Genomic DNA, 21,357 nt, shown 5'->3' with positions numbered 1-21,357 from the left:
TCTCTTTCAAATGTTTTAATCTAATCTTTCATAAATTTATCCTGCGTATGTGTGAAACTTCTATAAAAAGAAGTACCACCCAGCCTCAATATCAAGGGAAAACTTAACATCCAAGACAGTATGGACGTTAGTTCAACGTCGTTCTCACGCTGAGTATTGAAGACCAGATGCTTGTATTTTGCTCATTTAATGCCCGGATGCGGTATCTGTGAAGACTTGAAGGCAACAACTCTACGTGTACCCATGATGGATCCGTCGTAATTGCGACAATCTGTCCATCTGCTTCGATCTCATACGAAGACGTGCCCGCAATGGCATCCCATGTCAATGAAACACTTGTTTTGTCCGCGGTACCTTTGAGAACAGGGGTTGCAAGTTGTGTAGTCTGTATCAAAGCTTCACTCCAAGCACCTGCACCAACCGCATTTTTGGCACGAATACGGAAGGTGTGTTCTGTGTTCGGTGTAAAGTTGTTGCGTGAATACGTTGTTCCTGTTACAGCTACAACAACACCATCAACCTCAAGGTCATAACCAGTTGCTCCTGTAGCTGCATTCCATCGTATAGTAATTCCGTTTGCTGTCGTTGTATTTACACTCAATCCAGCTACCACTGCTGGCAATGTACTTGAAGAGTAAATAGCTGTCCATGCACTGCTATTATTTTCTGTTAATGCACGCACACGATATTTATGAACTGTTCCACCAAGTAAATCACGATGCGTGTATGTCGGTTCGCTCACACGATCTACAACGACTCCATCTGCCTCAATCTCATATGCTGTTGCATCTGCAATCGGAGCCCAGTTTAAAGTAATTGCTGTTTCTTCTGAAGTCGTTTTGACAACTGGTACACTAAGCTGAGTATAGGCTGTTACAATCTCACCCCAAGTACCCGTTCCAGCAGCATTTTTGCCGCGGATACGGAATGTATGCTCTGTGTTAGGGAGTAGACCACTCTTCGTGTAGGCTGTGTTAGAAACGGAAATGACTTGACCATCAATCTCCAGGTCATAGCCTGTTGCACCTGTCACTGCATTCCACTTCATCGCGATTGCGGTAGTCGTTGCATTGTTCACACTTAACGCTGACACTGTACCCGGCAAACTAGATTGGGTTAATTTAGCTGTCCATGCGCTAGAATTATCATCCGTTAATACTCGAATCCGATACGTGTGTATTGTGCCAGGAAGCAGGTTAGAATGCACGTATGAAGGTTCGGTCACTGTAGCGACTACAACTCCGTCTGCTTCAATTTCATAACTCGTTGCATCTTTAATTTCTGCCCACGTGATAGTAATAGCCGTTTCTTCTGATGTTGCTTTCAATACCGGTGTATTAAACTGTGTTTTGGCTTGAATGACATCGCTCCATGCTCCCACACCAGCGGCATTTTTGGCTCTAATCCGGAAGGTATGCTCTGTGTTGGTGATCAAGCCCGTTTTGGTATAAGCCACACCTGAGACAGGCACCACTACACCATCAATCTCTAGATCATATGCAGTTGCGCCCGTGACAGCGTTCCATTTTAATGCAATGGCTGTATTGGTCACCGAAGTGGTACTGAGTCCTGATACCGAACCTGGTATTGTATTTTGTGTAAGGACAGCCGTCCAAGCACTGGCATTGGTGTCCGTCAATGCTCTAACACGATATTTATGAACAGTTCCTGCAAGTAACTTATTATGCACATAGGTCGGCTCATCCACAGTACCTACGATGGTACCGTCTGCTTCAACTTCATATGCGGAAGCATCTTTAACCTCTGTCCATGTCAATGTAACCGCGGTCTCTTCAGACGTTGCTTTCAGAACTGGTGTAGTAAGCAGTGTCGTACCTGCTAACAGATCACTCCATGCACCCACACCTGCTGCATTTTTGGAACGAATCCGGAACGTGTGATCTGTATTGGCACCTAATCCACTCTTCGTATACACTAATCCGCTAACTGAAACAACCGTGCCATCAATCTCCAGATCATATCCGGTAGCGCCAGTCACTGCATTCCATTTCAGTGCAATGGCTGCACTTGTTGCAGAAGTTACGTTCAGACCGGTTACTGATCCCGGTAATGTGCTTTGTGTCAAAATCGCTGTCCAGATACTGCTATTGGTATCTGTCAATGCGCGTACCCGATACTTGTGGGCAGTACCCGGGAGGAGATCCTCATGAGTGTATTTAGGATTAGTGACGGTTCCAATGACAACCCCATCAGCTTCCACTTCATACTTGGTCGCATCGGTAACCTCTGGCCAGGTAATCGTGATTGCCGTCTCCACTGATGCTGCCTTCAGGACAGGCACACTCAACTGTGTTAAACCTGTCACCAGTTCACTCCATGCCCCAACGCCAGCAGCATTTTTAGAACGAATTCGGAAGGTATGCTCTGTATTGGCTCCCAGACCACTCTTTGTATATACTAATCCGCTAACCGGAACGACCGTACCGTCAATCTCCAGATCATAACCGGTAGCTCCAGTCACTGCATTCCATTTGAGTGCGATGGCTGCGCTTGTTGTTGAAGTAACTGTGAGGCCCGTAACAGAGCCTGGTAGTGTATTTCGAGATAAGACAGCTGTCCATGCACCTGTATTCTCTTCTGTTAACGCACGCACACGGTATTTATGTGCTGTTCCAGGCAATAAGTTGCCATGTTGGTACGTCGGTTCACTTACCGTCCCTACAATGATTCCGTCTGCCTCAATCTCATATTTCGTAGCATCGGTAACATCAGGCCATGTTAGCGTAATCGACGTTTCTTCGGATGTACCTGTCAATACAGGCGTATTAAGCATCGTTGTGCTAAGAATTGCTTCACTCCACGCGCCCACTCCAGCTGCATTTTTGGAACGTACGCGGAACGTATGATCCGTATTCGCCCCCAAGCCATTCTTCGTGTACACCAATCCACTAACTGGCACAACCGTGCCGTCAATTTCTAGGTCATATCCGGTTGCTCCTGTAACTGAGTTCCATTTCAATGCGATAGCCACATTGGTAACCGAAGTTACATTTAACCCCGTCACAGATCCGGGCAATGTATTTTGCGACAGAACAGCAGTCCATGCGCCCGTGTTCGTTTCTGTCAAAGCACGTACGCGGTATTTATGCGCTGTGCCAGGCAACAGATTCATATGTTGATAAGTCGGTTCATTAACTGTACCTACAATAATTCCATCTGCCTCAATTTCATATTTTGTTGCATCAGCTACATCGGCCCAAGTCAATTGAATAGCTGTTTCTTCTGAAGCTGCTTTCAACACTGGCGTGTTAAGTAGCGTTGTTGCTGTAATCACTTCGCTCCACGCACCTACACCTGCCGTGTTTTTGGAACGCACGCGGAAGGTGTGCTCTGTATTTGCTGCAAGTGCCGTTTTGTTATAAGTCAATCCACTGACTGGAACGACAGTCCCGTCAATCTCCAGATCATATCCAGTCGCTCCTGATACGGCATTCCATTTCACCGCTATTGCCGTATTCGTAGCTGTTGTCACAGTCAGACCTGCTACAGAATCGGGAAGCGTACTTTGCGTTAATACGGTTGTCCATGCGCTTGTATTGTTCGCCGTGGCCACACGTACACGATATTTATGAGATGTACCCGGCAAAATATTCAGATGTGTAAATGTAGGCTCTGTAACAATGGATAACACACCATCCGCTTCAACCTCATATTCGGTAGCATCCGGTATAGCCGGCCATGTTAAGGTAATAGCCTCATTCTCTGACGCAGCCTTCAATACAGGTGTACTAAACTGCGTTCGACTTGTTACAGGCTCACTCCATGCGCCTGCACCTGCAGCATTCTTCGAGCGAATACGGAAGGTATGCTCTGTATTAGCACCAAGTCCTGTTTTGGTATAAGTAGAACCTGTCACAGCAACAACTACCCCATCGATCTCCATGTCATATCCCGTAGCACCCGATACAACATTCCACTTCAACGTGATCGCTGCATTTGTTGCCGCACTAACCACTAGTCCATTAACAGAACCAGGTAACGTATTTTGTGCTTTGATCGCTGACCATGCGCTTATGTTGTTCTCACTGATTGCTCGTACACGATATTTATGCGCTGTTCCCGGTGTAAGTCCTGCATGCGTGTAGATTAAGTCCTTAATATCTCCAATAACAACTCCATCTGTTTCAACCTCATAGGAAGTCGCACCATCAATCGCTGCCCATACAAGAACAATCTCTTCTTGTGAAGGGTTAGCCTCAATTACGGGTGCGTTCATCTGAGTTATGGCAGTGATGGAATCACTCCAACTTCCTGCTCCACCCGCATTTTTAGGTCGAATTCTAACACTATACTCTGTATTTGCTGTCAGCCCTGTTTTGCTATACGTAGTTCCAGTAACAGCTGTAACTGCTCCATTGATCTCAAGGTCATATCCTGTAGCGCCCTTAACCGCCGTCCAACCCAAAGTCAGCTTATTAAACGTTGCGTCCGTAACCTTTAATCCATCGGCACGATCCGGTACCGTTAGCTGACTTACAGATTTACTCCACGCACTTTCATTGGTAGCCGAGAAGGCTCTCAGAACGTAGGTGTGCGTTGAATTAGCTTCTAAACCTTCGTGCACGTAGGAAGTTACATTTCCAAGCTCAATTGGTGTACCCCCATCAATCTGTAACTGATAACGATCTGCAAATTCTACTGCCTTCCACTCAATCGTATTTTTACTTTCTTCTGCATTTACTTTCAGCACAGGCTTCTCTAGTAAAGTTGTTAATGTAAACGGCTCACTCCACTGTCCTGTCCCTATCGTGTTAACCCCACGCACTCTATAAGTGTATGTAGTATTCGATTTAAATGGTGCTGTTCGATATTGCACTCCATAAAACGGTTCTTTTGCTACGCCATTCTCTTCAATCTCATACTGCACTGCTTGCTCAGCAGCATTCCAGTTCACATTAATTGTCGTATCACTTGCAGTCGCCGCCAAGTTAGTAGGCATAGCTGGAACTGTAGTAATCGGTGTCTTCGTTCCGGTTTCTTTCACAAAATTAAAGGATTCTGCTTTGCGAATGTAATATGGATTCAGGTTGGAAACAAAATCGACTACTTTACCTGTATCCGCATCGACTACTAAACTAAGTTGTGTTGCTTCATAACTTTGTACATATCTTGGTGTTTCCATTCCGAATTCATCCACTTTGGAGTTGTTCCAGTATCCGGGTTCCATTCCATACTGTCTAAATTCCATAACACTGTAATACTCCCACACCTCATTAAAATCAATGAGAAATGCGTTATTCACTTTGCCAGCATATGTGGATGTGTACGAACCAAAAGTGACATTGGTTATATCCTGTACAGTTCCTCGAATTGATTGGCTTCTTGAGAACGAATAGCCTGTAGTGGAGAGACTATACGATCTCGCCCAGCCCAGATCAATTGGCACCTGATTCACGCTAAGTGTGTCACCCTGCCGTGAAAGGACATAACGGTAATCTTTATCAGATGATACAATCGTACCGCTCGCTGCGGCCCCTGCACGGTTTCCCCCGTACACGCCAAACTGTCCGAATACCAGCATGAATACTAGTAAACGGACAGTCCATAAATAAAACCCATTTTTTCTTCGTCCTGCAACCACCGTTCTTCTCTCCTTCAAATAAATAGATTATGCCAATTCCAAGGTTAGCACCTTCCGAATGGCAGAATTATCTATTCTACACTATTATATGAATCCCTCTTTTTTGCATGGAAATTTTTTCTGAGGCGTTTTCTATCCTTATATTTCTTCAAACAACTTATCTTCAAAATTATATTGAAGTAATAAAGATAAGAGCCCATGGCTTCCCTATTAACAAAAGAACGTATATTCTCTCCAAAGATAGTAATACTCACATTATTTTAAGAAGAGTTACTACGTTATATCTATTTAAATTCTGTTTTTTTCAAATCTATTTCCTCGCACCATCCATAGCAATTTAAGATCTCGCTAAAGTTAAGGTGTAAATATCAATTGGTATGTCGAGTGCGTATCCCGTATTCAAAATAACTCGTCCACATGCATCCAAGGTACTACCCGTTGTATAAATGTCATCCACCAGTAGCAAGCGTAGTGGCTGCCTTAGATTACTAGTGAGGGAGCCCGTTGATGACGGATGCGTTGAATGTTGTACTTCTTCGTATAAAGAAGAAGTTGCGGGGAGCTGGATTGAATTCACTTGTGAATGGAAGCGAGCCTCCCCTTGCAGCGATTGCAGTAGCTCCACACCATTCGGCTGGATGGCGAAGGCATCCTGCATCGTTTGAATCCGCTCGCCGCGTGTCTTGAAGCTCTGCTTCGTGGTATTGATCTGGCGCTGCAACAGATCAACGAGGGGCAGGCGGGTCGCTGCAGCAAGTCCAGCAGCGAGTCGCTCTGCCTGATTGAAGCCGCGCTCGGCCAGGCGCTCAGCGCTGACGGGAACGTAAGTTACCGCGTCAGGCCGCCATCGCGGCTTGGAGCTTTGGAGCAGCGACAGCGGATTGCGGGGCGCTGCTCCATGGTTGGCTCGCACATTCGATGTGTGCGAGTAGTTATGGTGAGCGCCTCCTTCATGGGGGGCGCGTGGTTTGGGTGGATGCAGGTTTGCATCTACCTGGTTCTGGGCAATGGTGGCGGGATACGCCACAGAGGCAGGGGGTTCTTTTGCCAAAGTAGCAGTCATCTCTTCGCTCATCGCCTGAAACGCTTGTATGAGAAGTGAAGTAAGGAGCGGGGCATAGCGCTGATGTCCTCGGAATTTGTACATGCCAATCCATTCTTTCATTAATTCATTGTATTGAACGGCGCTGCGGTTGCAGGTGAAGGAGCGGTTTTGCATATGCGGTCTAGCACAGTCAGGGCAACCCATTCCCCGACCACACCGCGGACAACGGATGGAACGAATCCACGGAATTCGCTCCACACACTTGAGGCATATTTCAGGATACGTCGAAGATAGGAGCGATCGTGTGTTACAGGTTAGGCAAGTCGCTCCTGGCGAGGCAAGCAGCTGGTGCAGTCGCTTGGTCAGTGGCTGTAGGTGTTCGGTAATCGCGTCGAGCCAATAGGACATGAGGGGTAGCCTCCAGTCGTTGGATTGTTTTGCACAGCCGTGAACTAACGTTGTTGGATTGGTTGTTTAGATGGTGGATGGAGGTAGCCTTTGCGCCGGGCAATGCTGTTCATTTTTTTGATCTGACTCACAGCTTTCACTTGAGATCGCGTACGGCGAGATGATGCAAAGACGACTTTGCCTGCTGGATCATCCATGGATCGCCCTGCTCGGCCTGCCATCTGCACGAGGGAAGCTTCGTCGAAGAGTCCGTTATCTGCATCCAGAATAAATACATCACTCCGTGGAATGGTAACACCCCGCTCCAGAATCGTAGTGGTCACGAGCAGGCGGATGGTGCGTTCACGAAATGCGATAACTTTGCTGGCACGCTCAGCGTCCTGAGATGACGTTCCTTCGATATGAATTTGTGGAAACGTCCGGCGCATCAGTTCTACAAATGCCTCAATCTGCGCGATCCGGGTAACAAAAACGAAGATTTGCGCATCTCTCTGCAATGAAATCTGAATGCCTTTCTTCAGAGCAGCCGGGATGCTGCCTTGCCGAATGCACTGAGCGACTGTGGACATCTTCAATAGCTGAGGTACAGGTAGCGGGTGACGATGAAAACGGACGGGTACTCTCGCATGAAGTAATCTTCCTTGCGCGACTTCTCGCTGCAGCTTGGCAGGAGGGGTAGCAGATAAATACACAAAATGCCCGTCAGGCTTGCATGAGTACGTCGCTGCATGAGCGAGCATAGGATCATTGTGGTAAGGAAATGCATCTAATTCGTCGATAATTACCAGGTCAAACCCTCGGTAAAATCGCATGAGCTGATGCGTGGTCGCCAAGGTGAGCTGGGCGTCTTTCCAACGTTCGGTGCTGCCGCCATAGAGTGTCGCGAGCGAAATGTCTGGAAAGGCCTTTGCAAGCCGCGGCGCTAGCTCTAATACCACGTCTCTGCGCGGTGTAGCAACAAGTGCCCGACCGCCACGCTCCAAGATGTGGTTCAATAGTGGGAAAATCATCTCGGTCTTGCCCGCTCCCGTCACAGCCCACAGCAAAAACCTCCCCGGCTCGCCCCCTGCGGGTGGCTGAGCCAAAAAAGCCAGCGCTGCGGTAGCCGCCTCGCTCTGCGCAGGGCTAAGCCCCCACCGGCTCAGATCATCGCCGGTGGAAAAACCGGCCGTGCCACGCGATGCTTCGCCGCGTACGGGCACGGCCTCAGGCGCTGCGCTACGCAGCAGCAGCGCACAGGCACGGCTGCGCCCCAGCGCGAGGCAAGCCTCGCAGTAGGCGCACGCCGCTTGGCCGCAAGCAGCGCAGGGCACGCGCTGCTCGGCTACGCTGCCGCACCGGCGGCAGCGCGGCGCGCTCTGCGCGCTACCAAGCCACGCACGGCGACGCCGCGTGGCAGGCCACTCCAGGGCGGCAGCGATGCTTAGCCGCCCGTGTAGGTGCGCGAGCTGCGCAGCCGCGCGCCAGGCAGAGGCAAGCGGCGGGGCGTTGTCCGCCAGCAGCGCCTCTGCCTCGGCCGCCAGCAATTGGCGGCCGTGTAATTGCTCAGCTAGCAGGGGAGCGCCCTGTTCGAGCTGAGCCCAAGCCCAGGCGGGATATGGCTCTGGCCTCCCGCCTCCCCCACCCCGCAGTGCGGCAGCTTCATGCCTGCCGCTACCTGCGCTACGCCGGGCTTCGTGTTCCCCGGAAGCCCGCTCATACGATTCTATTTTGCCGCGCACATACGTCTGCCATTGTCCTTCACGCCACTGATCCATATCTCGTTCCATTCGAAAATGTTCTACGATCCACGATGCCTGGCTTAACGGTAATGCCTCATGTAGCAACAGCCAACGAGTCACACGCCGACCACTTGCCCCCTCCAGCCACCAACTCACATCCACACGGATGTCCAGTGACAACATCATGCTCCAGCCTAATTCTACCCTGCACACGTACAAAGCCACTCTCACCAAGTTCCCCTCCCTTTTTCCCATCAAGATACACATTCAAATCCATACTCACATCTCAATAAGACACAAAAAAGCACATGCTCTCCCAGCTATTCGCCGGCGCATGTGCTTCATGTCCATTTTTTTAAACACTCGTTATTCTATTCCTGTTCTTCATCCGTATCACGACATTCCTGCCCTGGAGCGGCAGTACATACAAGAATAGACTCTCCAGGCTCAAGCATACGTCCATTATACATAAACTTAAATGTCGTTTCAGTTGAGGTACCATATATATCCGGAACATCTTGCCCATCCCAATCATCTACGGAAAATTGCTCCCCTGTAGCAACTTCATCCATATGAACAACGTCGGCAATTGTTCCGTTTGGATCAACACCTAAGCTACTGATGATCATGCCAAGCAAAACCAAGAAACTGATCAAAAACTGCTTCAACCCTTTCACCCCAGTAATTCGTCCACTATGTATATATCTACACATTCCAAACACATATCCATATTAAGTAATTATATGGACATTGCTACCACCGGTCAACTCTCACATCCTTGCAACAATAAGACAACTATTGAAGAGCAAGCTACTAAGAGGTAGATCAAATTTGCAAAATACATATTCGGCAAGAATGCCTCTATTACTTTCCTTCAAACCAAGGAATCAGCTCACCAGCACTATCCTTCCTTGCATTCAGCTAATAACGAGAATCTTTCTGATTATTATGCGAAACTTTTTCCAGAGGAAATCGTCTATACTTTTAAGTTAAGAATTCCGAGTTCAAATGAGTCTATAGCAGTTGGATATCAGCAAGTCAAAAAGCACATGTCCTTTAAGCGTCCATTGTACAACCGATCTAAATCGAATCATTCCGATATATTTTTGCTCTGCAACATCCAATTCTTTAGCGCAATATCCATAGATTGCATAAAAACCCATTCCCAATTTAATAGCAACCTTGACTACAATTACTACAATTACAAAAAAAGACTACAGCCTAGGGCTGTAATCTTTTCTGCGGATCTATCACACCTGACTACTCCAGGTCACAACATTGTTCACAGCTTAGATTCACGTAGGTCAATTAAGCGAACCCCGTGCTTCTCCGTCTGTAGAGCCCGTTCCATATCAGAGGGGACAGCAGACAGGTAAGATAGCTCCATGCCTTGCCTGAGCATTAGCTTCTCAATAATACGAACCGTCTCCGATTCCTTGCGTTCAGCGACAACCGTCATCGTGAAGCTTTTTCCACGGTAGACCAATTCCCGGCAAAGTGCCCTTACAATACCTTCGATCCGATGTTCCTGATTAGAAGGAATGAGCAGAATCTGCTCGAAGCCTTCGGTTTCCGGACGGGATAGATGGCGCTGGTGTATCGCATGAACGGCCACTGCCGCCAGGAAGTATATGAGCAGAATCATAGTCAAATGAGCAACCATGGCAACTGCACCTCCTCGGAAGGTTATGCTCACCCATGGCGAACATCCCTGTATACAGCAGTATATGCCGCACACTACGAAGGGTTACAATTGCATATGTAAAGACTCACATCGCTCATCGTGTATTCAAAGAGACTTTCTTGAACTCCTCTTATCCCCGATCGACGCTGGAGACAAAAGACAGGCTAGATCATTACTCATCCATGCTCAACGTTGAACAGATGTTCTTTGCACCTTTACTCTTTGCTCATTTACAGTAATAAAGTCTATTAACCCGCGAACCAATCAAATATTTGGGAGAGGCGCGAGTGAACAGTAATCTATGATCAACCATTTCATTCTTCATACATAGGTACTTTTCATTACTAAAGATTAGAGTGTAACCCAACCATATTTGATCGAATTAATAACAGCCTGTGTGCGGTCATCCACTTCCATCTTCTGCAGAATGCTGCTGACATGGTTTTTAACGGTTTTTTCACTGATGAACAAGAACTCACCAATCATTTTATTGCTCTTACCTTCAGCCATCAGACGCAATACTTCAGCCTCACGACGAGTCAATGGGTTATTATCGCCAGCGACAAACTTCACGCCTGCCTCTTTGGAAGTCCCCTCACTCATCGCACCTGTTTCATTCAGATACGTCATACGACGCAATTGCATAATTAACTTCCCTGTTACTTTAGGGTGGATAAATGCATGTCCCTCATGAACAGAACGAATCGCATTAATTAGAGACTCTGCCTCCATATCCTTCAACAAGTATCCGTTAGCCCCTTTACGAAGCGTTTCAAACACATAGCTCTCATCATCATGGATCGACAAAATAATCACTTTGACATCCGGGAACAGCTCACGCAATTTCTCCGTCGCTTCAACCCCGTTCTCAATCGGCATGTTGATGTCCATCAAGACGATGTCTGGTTTCTCCTGATTGCAGAATTCGAGCACTTGAATTCCATCGCCACATTCTCCGATGACCTCAATGTCGTCCTCCATATTCAAAATGCGTTTAAGCCCTTCACGGAACAGCTGATGATCATCAGCCAAAAGAACTTTAATTGATGTTTTACCAGTATCACGGTTTTCCATCCTGCTACTCCTTTCCCTTATCCACGTTTGTCGGGATATGAATCACGATTTTGGTTCCTTGATTTTCGCCCGATTCGATCTCTATTCTTCCTTCTAACAGTTCAACCCGCTCTCTCATCCCAATCAGACCGAAGTGGGTATGATCCTTGCTTTTCTGCGCAAGAAGCTCCGGTTTGAACCCAAGCCCATTGTCTTGAACGACAATTTTGACGAGCTGAGCCTGATATGTAATTTCCACTACAACATAAGTGGGATAAGCATGCTTGGCCGCATTGGACAGCCCCTCCTGCACGAGACGATAGATCGCAGCCTCCATGGCAGAAGATAAACGGTGTTCCTTGCCTCTGGTTTCAAAAAGCGCGCGGATTTTTGTTTTTACTTCAAAATCCTGCACATACTTACGAAGCGTTGGAATTAGTCCCAGGTCATCCAGTGCCATTGGACGCAGATTGAAGATTACTTTTCTCATTTCTTCAAGACTGGAACGAACCTGGCCTTTCAAATCTACTATTTCGGCTTGAACCATCTTAAAATCCTGCTTAATGAGCATTCTTTCTACAATTTCCGTCCTAAGCACTAGATTGGCAAGCATCTGCGCAGGCCCGTCATGAATCTCACGCGCAATACGTTTCCGCTCTTCTTCCTGGGCCAAAATTATTTTCAAACCTATCATTTGTCGATTCTTGGCAGACTCGATAATCCGGGTCACTTGACCTAGTTCACCTGACAGATACTCCAAGACAACACCCATTTGGGAACCGATGGTTTCAGCACGCTCTACGGAAGCCTCCACATTTTTGGCACGCTTCTGCAGATCATCCCTGCGGGCTTTGAGATACATTTCCTTCTCACGATAAATCATCAGATCCAGCTGCAACTGTGTCGCTTTCTCATAGGCCTGTTTGATATCATGCTCGGAATAGCGGACAAAGTCACGACTCACCTCGGTAAGCCGAATCCGGGAGCGGCGGTAGTTCAGCTCCAATTGATCTACTTTCTCGATCGTTTCCGCCGCTTCCTTCAGAACAGACTTCAGCTCCTCATTGAGGGTCTTGAGCTCCTCACGCGTTGAGTCCATGATTTCGAACATTTGATATTTGCTGTTTTCCATGACTTGTATGGCGTTTTTTATGACGCGGTCTATGGCATCGGCTTGTAAATCCACGTTTGTTCGACTCCATTTCTATCGTTTCCGGTATATATCATACCATATCACGATGAGATGGTAACGGTCTTCGTTTTCTGTTCCCATTTTACAGTCAATCCAAGTTGCTCGGAAACGAGACGAAGAGGGACTAAAGTCCTACCTCCTGATACATACGGAGCTACAGTTGCACTCTGTCTTTTACCATTAATAATGAATTCTTTCTGACCAACCACCAGATCAATCAACTTTCCACCACGCAAAACGGTAATGCGTTGATTTTTGCTATCCCAGCTCGCCTGTCCGCCAAATGCATCCAGTACATGCTTAATTGGCACATACGTAGTTCCATTTTTCAATACAGGTGCTGCATCGATCGCTTTCTTCGTTCCGTTAACAGTCATCGACTTCTGTCCAAGCACTAAGGAAGCTGTACCCGTCGGCAGTCCAACCTCGCTTGATTTAGATGGCATCGTGAAGGCAATATTGTCAAAAGCAACCTTTCCTGTCATCGCACGCTCGTCCTGACCTTCTTCCACATTAACCACATACACTCGCTTCAGCTTCGCTGGGTAAGCAATATTCAGACCGTTCAGATCGACATTCACTTTCTTCCAACCTGTCCAATCGACTGCCTTCGCAAGATCAGCGTAGACAGTTTTGCCATTCGCATCAGTGAACTCTGCACGGAGCCAGTTCAAGCTCTTATCGCCCATCACATCAAGGGACATGGAGGTTGCCGCCGCAGATACTTCTCTACCGACTGTACCGTTGAGTTGTGCATAAGCATACATTTTACCTGTTCCTGCGGTCATATCATAGCCTAGTTCAAGCACCTTAGAGCCTGACTTCTCGCCTGATCCATTTACAACCGTTGCTGAGCCCGTCACACCCGCTGCATTCGTAGTAAAGTTAATGGGATAATTCACGTTCTCAAAATTCTCCCACATTGTCTCACTCGCAGCAGCAGAGAGGACTACAACTGTGCTATAGCCATCATAACGACCGATCGCATAACCAACCTGTGCCCCCGAATTGACCGAAGATACCGTCAACTGATCTCCTGCAACCTTACCTTTGAATCCGATAAATTCCCAAGTGAGTGAATCTGCTGGAACCGTTACGCTCTGTCCATCCTTCGTCTGTGCGGTAACCGGAATAGATATCGTTGATCCTGCTTTCAGTGAGCCAAGCCCTGATCCAGCTTTCAAGGAAGCAATTTCATTTCCACCAAGCACTGTGACTTTAATGGAAGAAGAAGCGCCATTGCTTGAAGCGGTCAGCGTAGCTGTTCCTGGCTTCACGCCTTTGATCACACCATTACTTACACTAACAATGCCATTGTTGCTCGACTTCCATGAGAAGTTAAGATCCCCTGTTGCGATCGGGTTGTAGTACGTGTCATAGCCTTTGGACGTATACGTTCCTTGCTGACCCACTAACAATGTTTTGCTGCCGCTAATGGCGAAGCCTTTCAGTTTACCTTCTGGAGCCGTGGAGAATACCCCCAGTGTATTAACAACCTGACGTTGCTCCGTTCCATACTCTGTGTTGAAGGTAAGACCTGCCGATTGCTCTCCCAGTGGACGGGTAACCATCGTAGTCGATCCCCCGCCGTCCAGATTCATACCTTTCCATACCCCGATACTGGTCATGAAAGATTGCAGTTCATTGAGCGACATACCGCTACTGTTACTGTTTTTCTCTGCAGCAATAATGTACACGTAACGACCATCCTGAGAGTATCCCACTGCCGTTCTTGCGCGAATGCCACCGATTCCTGATGAGGCAATATTACGGGAAAACGCTGCCGCTTTGCCCCCATTCACCAGAATGGTATGTCCGCCAATCATCATGTCTAGATCACTTGGATCAACCGTTTGTCCTGTCGTTTTGGCTTTTAACTTGTAATCCGCAGTGAGTGGCTGACCAACAGACAGATGACTCATGATCCACGTTGCCGCCGTTCCATGAGCACGCAAAATGTACCCATCTGCTGGCACCTTCATGTTCAGTGCTTTTTTATCCGATATTTGGGTGATTACGCCGTTCTGTACGAGTACCTCAGTTGGTGTGGTGGAAGGGTCATTTGGACGTTTATCCGAAATCCAGGCTGGTGTATAAATATACATCGAGTTCGCATGGCTGTACTTCACCGCGCCGGATTCTACCGTATAGTCCTCTTTATTTATCCCACGCAGAGAGAAGGTTGAACCATCACTTGCTTTTACTGAGCCATCAAAAGAATATTCGTCAATCATCGGCTTGCCATCTTTGGTTACCGTGAGGGCATACATGCCTGACAATTCAGAAGGTGTAGAGATCAGAACGCCGTCAGATACTTGTCCACCAATCGGTGCCAGCTCGCCTGATACATTGAAATAATCTCCATTTACCGCGGCAACTGCTTCATTTTCCTTCGCCATGCCACCTGTGCTCTGTTTCGTGTTCAGCGTGCCGCCTTTACCTGTCATCACATCTAGCTTCACATACGGATTCTGTAGATCCACTTGGATAACGTCGGCCAGGACATTCACCTTAGAGCCTGAGCGTGTCGTTGTATATCTGTATTTCATTAGTTTCGCACCGGAAGTGAGAATCTCTTCTCCCAGCTTCGTTGTATTTGTAGATGCCGCTGCAGCCACAGATTGCCAGGAGGTTCCAGACAAGACCTGTTGTCCTACATCCATAACCGGTGCAATCCAGATTACGCCTGCCAGCGTCACGATCATCCATTTCTTCGCCTTACTACTTTTAACTTTAACGTCTACCAGCTGTTTCTCGCGTTTCCCCAGCATGTTCGAAACGTCTCTCCCATCTTGTATATCAATCTTAGAGATTGCACCTCTCTACCACAATGAAGAAAAAGGCTAGATCTCTAGTATACTCTTCTATTAATAGACTTCTATTTCAGGAAAAAGTTACGCCCATCCCTAAGATTGAGGGAGATGTTGGAATTCAAAAAAAAGCTACCGTCTTTGAATTACAGACAGCAGCTTCAACGAATTGCTTAGGTTTCTTTTAGAATGTACTTTATAATGTCACACATAAAAATACTTTAAGACATGTTTTATTCTATTTAGATATCCTTAAATAGTCATCTAAATCCTCTCCATTGAGGGTAAATAAAGACTCATACTCTCCTATTTCTTCTCCTTCATATTCAATCATTAGAAAACACGTCACATATTCCACAATCTCATCATATCTAAAATTTAGTGTTAATGAGATCGTAGTTACTTTTATACTTATTAAATCTATTCCAACATTTGAAAAATCTTTATTAAAATCCTCTGGATGATCCTCTTTATAGTTATTTAAATAGTACCAAAAGCCCTCAATCATTCTTTCGATTCTATAGTATCCACCTAATCCCACCTCTTAATTGTATTAAGAGTATTTTTAAAAATTAAACAAAGCCGCTATAATAGCGGCCTTGTTTAGAAGAAACTTTATATCATTCTCAAAGTACAACATCTTCTTCAACTTAAATTTAAATCAGAAATTATTTCATTTAATTGGACATTTATTCCAATCATGAATTCAATTAAGTTTTCTACGGTAACAACAAATCTAAACCCTTTATCATATCCAAAAGAAACTCCTCCTGAATAAGACCCCATATTTATCCAAACTTCCAAATATACAAGATTCTCCTCAAATGTCTCAGAGAAAATAAGATCAAAATAACATTCAGAACTTGAGAATTCATGACGTTTGATATGTGCCCCTAATTGTTTTTGTTGAGTGATATCTTTTAGCATATTTGTTAATAGATTTATTTCAAACAAAGATAGTGTAGCTCCGCTGTCCTCTAAAAAACAAAGTTGCCGGTTCTCCACTTCTACACAAAATGAAAAAGGTATCCAGTTTTCGAAACTCTCCCGTTGTGAATCTACATCCATAAATTTATTATTGATCAAATTAATAGTGAGAGTTAAATTATTCTCGTTATTAGTTATAATTGGCATCTAAACACCTCTATAATATCGGTAGCGAACTATAACCACCTTGGTTATTCAACATTTTTGTAACATCTTTCCATGTTCTTAACGACCTAGTATTCCCTCCTACAGTTGTAATGACTTTACCACTTGAATTTGTAATTACTACATCATAAAAATTACCATTTTTCTTCGCAAATACAGTTCTGCCTCCTGACTGATAAACTTTCTGAGATGGATTTTCCTTTATATCTTTTATTTTGCTTTCGCTAAACCCTCTCTGATTAGCTCTTTGTTGACCGTGATTTGTTTTAGCTGACTGAAGTCCTCGTGTTTCTTCCCTCAACGCATCTGCTGAATTCGAACTATTTGAAGTGGTTTTGCTACTTTGTTTATTCTGGTTTAAAGAACTTGATCCATTATTAGATGTGGATGGCTTTGAAGAACGCCCTCCAGGCCCCCCCCCGCCAGCGCCTCGTCCTTGAGATGAGGATCTACCAGCGCTCGCACTACCACTACCATGATCCATTTTTTCTATCTCGTTATTACTAGAACGTCTATGCCCACTTGGATCAACATATTTCAAAGGATTGTTATGCACATACGAATACAAATTCAAACTCAGCGGATCATTTAGTTCCCCTTCGTACGTATCCTCACCGATGAATCGTGCCATGCCTGGGTCATACCAGCGAGCTCGCAGATATTGTAGCCCTACTGTCTCATCCCAATACTCCCCTGCATAGCGAAGTATATTTGGCACATTTTCTTCTGTTGTTAACGGTCCACCCCAGATATCATACGTATATTTATTTAGTTCTTGACCTGTATCGTCCACAAGTCCTATGACATCTCCGTGTCCATTCAACTGGTAGTATTCTAATTTGCCTGTCTTTTTGTCCTGCCGAGCCCATAGCTGTCCATATAAGTCATAGATATAAGCGTAAGTAAGCTCTGCCTTGCCGGATGTTACAACTGCTTCCGCCATCAGTTTGGCTTGCTCATCATAATAATACCGAACCGTCTGCTCGCCTTCAGTACGTTCATACAATAACCCATCTCCGTTGTAGCTATAGGTTACCGTTTTACCTTCACCTGTTGCTTTAATCAGGCGATTCTGGCTGTCATACGTGTACTGCGCATCTTTCAGTCCATAGACTTTATTATTTCCTGTACTGTACCGATTACCATTAGAGTCGTAAGTGTATGTTTCCTGTAGTGTACCCGTTTCGGTCTGAATCCGGCTCAGTTCATCATACGTATACTGATCAGCCTCTCCGTTCTGTGTCCGGGATGTGATATTTTTGTTTCCGTCGTATTCATAGGTAAACTGCTGAACCGAGGATGTACCTTGAGAGATCGTAACTCCTGATAGATCATATCCACTGAACTGGTAACTTGTACTAAGTCCTTTACCAAAAGATAATTTTTCCAACATGCTGTTTGGTGCATAACTGAACGTCATACGATCCACAAGTGTTGTTCCTGAGGTAATGTCCATGGAAGTTACCCGGCTCATAGCATCTACTTCACCGTGAACACGCAATGCTTGTCCTTGTGCATCTGTCAGGGTATACCCTAGACGTTGCTGGGTGTTACTTTCATAACTCAGCTGTGTTCCATCTGGAAATGTTAATCCATCTAACATACCATCTGATACTTGATAACTGTAAGTGGTCTTGCCATGATCGTCAGTCATTGATGTTCTGCGTCCAACATTATCATACGTGTAAGATACGCTCGTATCCGGCGCCATCATGCTAGTGAGCATGTTGTCACTGTTGTAGGTATATTCTATTACTTGTCCAAGTCGATCTTGCTTCTTGACTAGATTACTTCGTTTATCATAATAGTAGCTGGTTGCAGAACCATCCAGAATAGGAGGTGTCTGCTTGATCAATCTTCCCAATTCATCATACTGTTTGGTTACCGTCTGTCCGTTCGGCGATACCACCTGCGTTACTTGACCCTGATTGCTGTAGAAATAGCGACTTGTTTCTTCTTTTGGTGTAGTCGCAGTCGTTATTTGCCCAATGGCATCGTGCGTATAAGTCGTCCGCTCTCCGTTGCCATCAATGGATGCTATTACGTTTCCGTCCAGATCGTACTCGTTTTGTTGTAATGGAACGTATGCACCATTTCGATATTCTTCCATCACTGTCAAGCGGCCTAATAGATCCTTTTTCTCCCGGGTTTTGTTACCAGCCGCGTCCTCATAGGTTACCATCTGATCGACAAAATTATAGGCTGTAGTTGAGGTTGACTCATCTGGGTACTGTGTCTTGGTCGTTTGTCCAAATGCATCAACTACAAACCTTGTAACATTCCCTTCTGCATCTTCAACAGCTGTGACATTACCTTCACGATCATAGGCATACTTGTAAGTAGCTTCTGCCGTTTGTTCTTCAACCAATAAACCCAATGGATTGTACTGCTCTTTGGTAATTATACCGTCTGGTGCAGTATTGATAATGATATTTTTGGTATCATCATAGGATGTCATTGATTTGGTACCGTCGGCATGTATGGACTGAAGGATCCGTCCTGCTTGATCATACTGATATACTTCTGCTTCGCCAGAAGGATCTGTTGTTTTGGTCAATTCACTGGCACCATTATACTCATAGGAGTCCACATAAGATTCTCCTTTGCCAGCCACATCATTTACAATGATGGTTCTCGATTGGACTAAATGTCCCGCATTCGTATCATAACTTAGTGTTGTTACGCTGTCTTTTGCCAGATAGCCGCCTTTATCTGTGGTGCTTATAACTCTTCCTTTACTGTCCAGCTTCAATTCCGATTCAGAGAGTAGCTGTCCACCATATCCATTTTTAGTTGTACTTTTCAAGACGGTACCTTGGCTGTTATACGTTGTTTCGGTGTATCTCTCCAATGAACTATTAATCTTGGTTGTCGATCGAATAGGCTTGATCCAATGGTACGGCGTTCTTCCTGTTTCATACGCATACGCTGATTCTTGCCCCGTACTAAGCTTTTCGGAAGTTACCATTCCGTTCTCATCATATGTGTAAGTCGTGCTCAGTTTTTCGCCATTACGGCCACCCTCACTAACCCACTCTGTCATTTGTATCGGAAGGTTTCGCTTCGTTTGACTGTCATACTGGAACTCCGTGGAAAAAGTTGTGTCATCTCCAGTTAACATGTGCTTATCTGCATAAACCAAATCTGGATGCGCTGCAGCGTTAAACGTTTTGGAAAACATCCAAGTATCTACAGTGTTCTCTGCTTTTACTTTCGTTGTCCATGATGCAGATTGTCCATAGCTGTCAAGATCTTCCTCAGAGTACTCAAAGTTAACCTTGTCCAGAACGCCTTCACCATCTGTTGTACTAAAATGACTCTTTCTCTCTCTGACTTTAAATACGAAATGAGCGGAAGTTTCTCCGATCTGCTTCAAAGCAGGAATGTATGCATAATCTGTTATAGCTGATGAAGGGCTTGTAATACGTGACAATAGTGCAGTATGCATCACACCTTGGGCATTTTGATTATTTTGGAGCTCAGGCAGAAAATTGAATTTGGATTCTGGATAATAGTACGTATACGTAGTTGTCCGATCTAATGCATCCGTAAACTCTCGCAAAATACGAATCCCATCGTCTTCACGTTGTGTATAGGTTACTTTCCGATCTGTCCCAGCTAGTTGTACGGTAACCTTCAGATTGTCATAAGCAAATGTCAGTGATTGACCCTCACTATTTACAATTTTTGAAATCACTTGATTTCCATTCAAAGTCGTATAGTAAAAATTCACATTGTTCCGGTAGCCGTCTGTAATTTGCAACAGTTCCCCGGCTTCATTAAGAAGATAATCGTAGCCGTTACGGATGGATAGACGGTAACTGCTAGATACGCCATTAACAGTAACGGTCGTATCTCGCTTAATGGTTAAGTCATTCCATACGTAACCTTCCAGTTCCAGGTTTGCGTTTAAGCGGTAATAGCCCACGCCTGGAATCAGAATATACTGATTATCTCCGCGCGTCTCCATATAAGGGATGTCCCAGCGCCAGCCTTGCCCCAATCCAGAAGAGAGTCCTTCCTTACGTGGCGTAACCACATTGGCGTACGTTTGTGTCGTTTCATCATATTCAACACCAAGTTCTCCACTGGCTCTAGCGCTATCATAGATACGTGTTAGATTAAACGGAATGAGTCCAGGCAGAGAAAGGTCAGTGCTCTGAATCATCATCTCCCCTGTAGTAGCAGAGATTGATTCGGATCCATAAGACGCCATATACAGCGATGCATCATCGCGAAGATCGACATGATCCAGACCTGTTTGGTCTATAGTCGTCCCGGTACCTGGTTCTTCATCTTCAACCGCATTTGTTGAAAATGTATTTAACTGCGATGACTCAGGCAGCGATGATCTGGAAGGGAGCAGCCCCTCCATTTGAATCGGTTCGTTGATTTCTTGTGTTCTCAGCCACTTCTCAGCAGCCTCGCCGCCTGTGCGGTCTGTCTGTAAAGCTTTGTACAGTTGATACAACGAGTACCCTTGATCTAGTTTCTGTTCAATCCAGTCTTCTTTAACTCCAAATTGCTCTTGTAAACTATGGATTGTAACGTAGGTAGCGGAAGGGAGGGAATCCCTTCCTTCTGCTGCTGCCGCTGCTGCTTGTCCTCCGTATCCAAAAGAAGCAAGTCCACTAAAAATCAAAGTCGCACATAACCAAATAATCGTTATTTTCTTAAACACTTCATCACC

At 45.6% G+C, this 21,357-nt stretch carries 12 protein-coding genes; all 12 read right to left on the bottom strand.

The annotated features are described in order from the left end of the window. Positions 1-127: 127 nt before the first annotated feature. The 12 genes from J2T19_RS19235 to J2T19_RS19180 all read right to left on the bottom strand — a co-directional run bounded on the left by J2T19_RS19235 (position 128) and on the right by J2T19_RS19180 (position 21,348). Positions 128-5,602 (bottom strand): fibronectin type III domain-containing protein, encoded by a 5,475-nt coding sequence (locus J2T19_RS19235; protein ID WP_307218537.1) that lies wholly within the window; start codon positions 5,600-5,602, stop codon positions 128-130. A 337-nt stretch (positions 5,603-5,939) separates the two neighbouring features. Beyond that, positions 5,940-7,055 carry a ComFC family protein gene (locus J2T19_RS19230; RefSeq protein ID WP_307218533.1) on the bottom strand — a complete coding sequence of 372 codons (1,116 nt, stop codon included), beginning with the start codon at positions 7,053-7,055 and terminating at the stop codon, positions 5,940-5,942. Positions 7,056-7,099: 44 nt separating this feature from the next. Continuing rightward, a complete protein-coding gene (locus J2T19_RS28175; RefSeq protein ID WP_370874905.1) occupies positions 7,100-8,959 on the bottom strand; it encodes a helicase-related protein in 1,860 nt (619 codons plus the stop codon). Further along, positions 8,871-9,059, bottom strand: coding sequence for a hypothetical protein (locus J2T19_RS19220; RefSeq protein WP_307218530.1), 189 nt, complete (start codon positions 9,057-9,059; stop codon positions 8,871-8,873). The genes J2T19_RS28175 and J2T19_RS19220 overlap by 89 nt, the downstream gene beginning before the upstream one ends. Positions 9,060-9,147: 88 nt before the next feature. Next, the gene (locus J2T19_RS19215; protein WP_307218527.1) at positions 9,148-9,444 is read right to left on the bottom strand and encodes a hypothetical protein; all 297 of its coding nucleotides are present in this window, start codon (positions 9,442-9,444) and stop codon (positions 9,148-9,150) included. A 614-nt stretch (positions 9,445-10,058) separates the two neighbouring features. Continuing rightward, the gene (locus J2T19_RS19210) at positions 10,059-10,439 is read right to left on the bottom strand and encodes a hypothetical protein (protein ID WP_307218524.1); all 381 of its coding nucleotides are present in this window, start codon (positions 10,437-10,439) and stop codon (positions 10,059-10,061) included. 372 nt (positions 10,440-10,811) lie between these two features. Next, on the bottom strand, positions 10,812-11,534 hold the full coding sequence (locus J2T19_RS19205) for a response regulator transcription factor (protein ID WP_056693769.1): 723 nt from the start codon (positions 11,532-11,534) through the stop codon (positions 10,812-10,814). A 4-nt stretch (positions 11,535-11,538) separates the two neighbouring features. Then, the gene (locus J2T19_RS19200) at positions 11,539-12,699 is read right to left on the bottom strand and encodes a sensor histidine kinase (RefSeq protein WP_128103763.1); all 1,161 of its coding nucleotides are present in this window, start codon (positions 12,697-12,699) and stop codon (positions 11,539-11,541) included. 47 nt (positions 12,700-12,746) lie between these two features. Continuing rightward, positions 12,747-15,476: a stalk domain-containing protein gene (locus tag J2T19_RS19195; protein WP_307218522.1), complete on the bottom strand. Its 2,730-nt coding sequence runs from the start codon at positions 15,474-15,476 to the stop codon at positions 12,747-12,749. A gap of 277 nt (positions 15,477-15,753) precedes the next feature. Beyond that, the gene (locus J2T19_RS19190; protein WP_307218520.1) at positions 15,754-16,023 is read right to left on the bottom strand and encodes a hypothetical protein; all 270 of its coding nucleotides are present in this window, start codon (positions 16,021-16,023) and stop codon (positions 15,754-15,756) included. Between the two features lie 137 nt (positions 16,024-16,160). Then, the gene (locus J2T19_RS19185; RefSeq protein WP_307218518.1) at positions 16,161-16,649 is read right to left on the bottom strand and encodes a WapI family immunity protein; all 489 of its coding nucleotides are present in this window, start codon (positions 16,647-16,649) and stop codon (positions 16,161-16,163) included. A 10-nt stretch (positions 16,650-16,659) separates the two neighbouring features. After that, positions 16,660-21,348 carry an RHS repeat-associated core domain-containing protein gene (locus J2T19_RS19180; protein WP_307218516.1) on the bottom strand — a complete coding sequence of 1,563 codons (4,689 nt, stop codon included), beginning with the start codon at positions 21,346-21,348 and terminating at the stop codon, positions 16,660-16,662. Positions 21,349-21,357: the final 9 nt, after the last annotated feature.

Source organism: Paenibacillus tundrae (genome assembly GCF_030812775.1).
Taxonomy (GTDB): Bacteria; Bacillota; Bacilli; order Paenibacillales; family Paenibacillaceae; genus Paenibacillus; species Paenibacillus tundrae_A.
This window is presented reverse-complemented; position numbering and strand designations above follow the sequence as displayed.

Coding starts and splice junctions, on each gene's coding strand:
- J2T19_RS19230 (WP_307218533.1), bottom strand. CDS start 7,055: ATGTCCTATTGGCTCGACGCGATTACCGAACACCTACAGCCACTGACC.
- J2T19_RS28175 (WP_370874905.1), bottom strand. CDS start 8,959: ATGTTGTCACTGGACATCCGTGTGGATGTGAGTTGGTGGCTGGAGGGG.
- J2T19_RS19210 (WP_307218524.1), bottom strand. CDS start 10,439: ATGGTTGCTCATTTGACTATGATTCTGCTCATATACTTCCTGGCGGCA.
- J2T19_RS19205 (WP_056693769.1), bottom strand. CDS start 11,534: ATGGAAAACCGTGATACTGGTAAAACATCAATTAAAGTTCTTTTGGCT.
- J2T19_RS19195 (WP_307218522.1), bottom strand. CDS start 15,476: ATGCTGGGGAAACGCGAGAAACAGCTGGTAGACGTTAAAGTTAAAAGT.
- J2T19_RS19190 (WP_307218520.1), bottom strand. CDS start 16,023: ATGATTGAGGGCTTTTGGTACTATTTAAATAACTATAAAGAGGATCAT.
- J2T19_RS19185 (WP_307218518.1), bottom strand. CDS start 16,649: ATGCCAATTATAACTAATAACGAGAATAATTTAACTCTCACTATTAAT.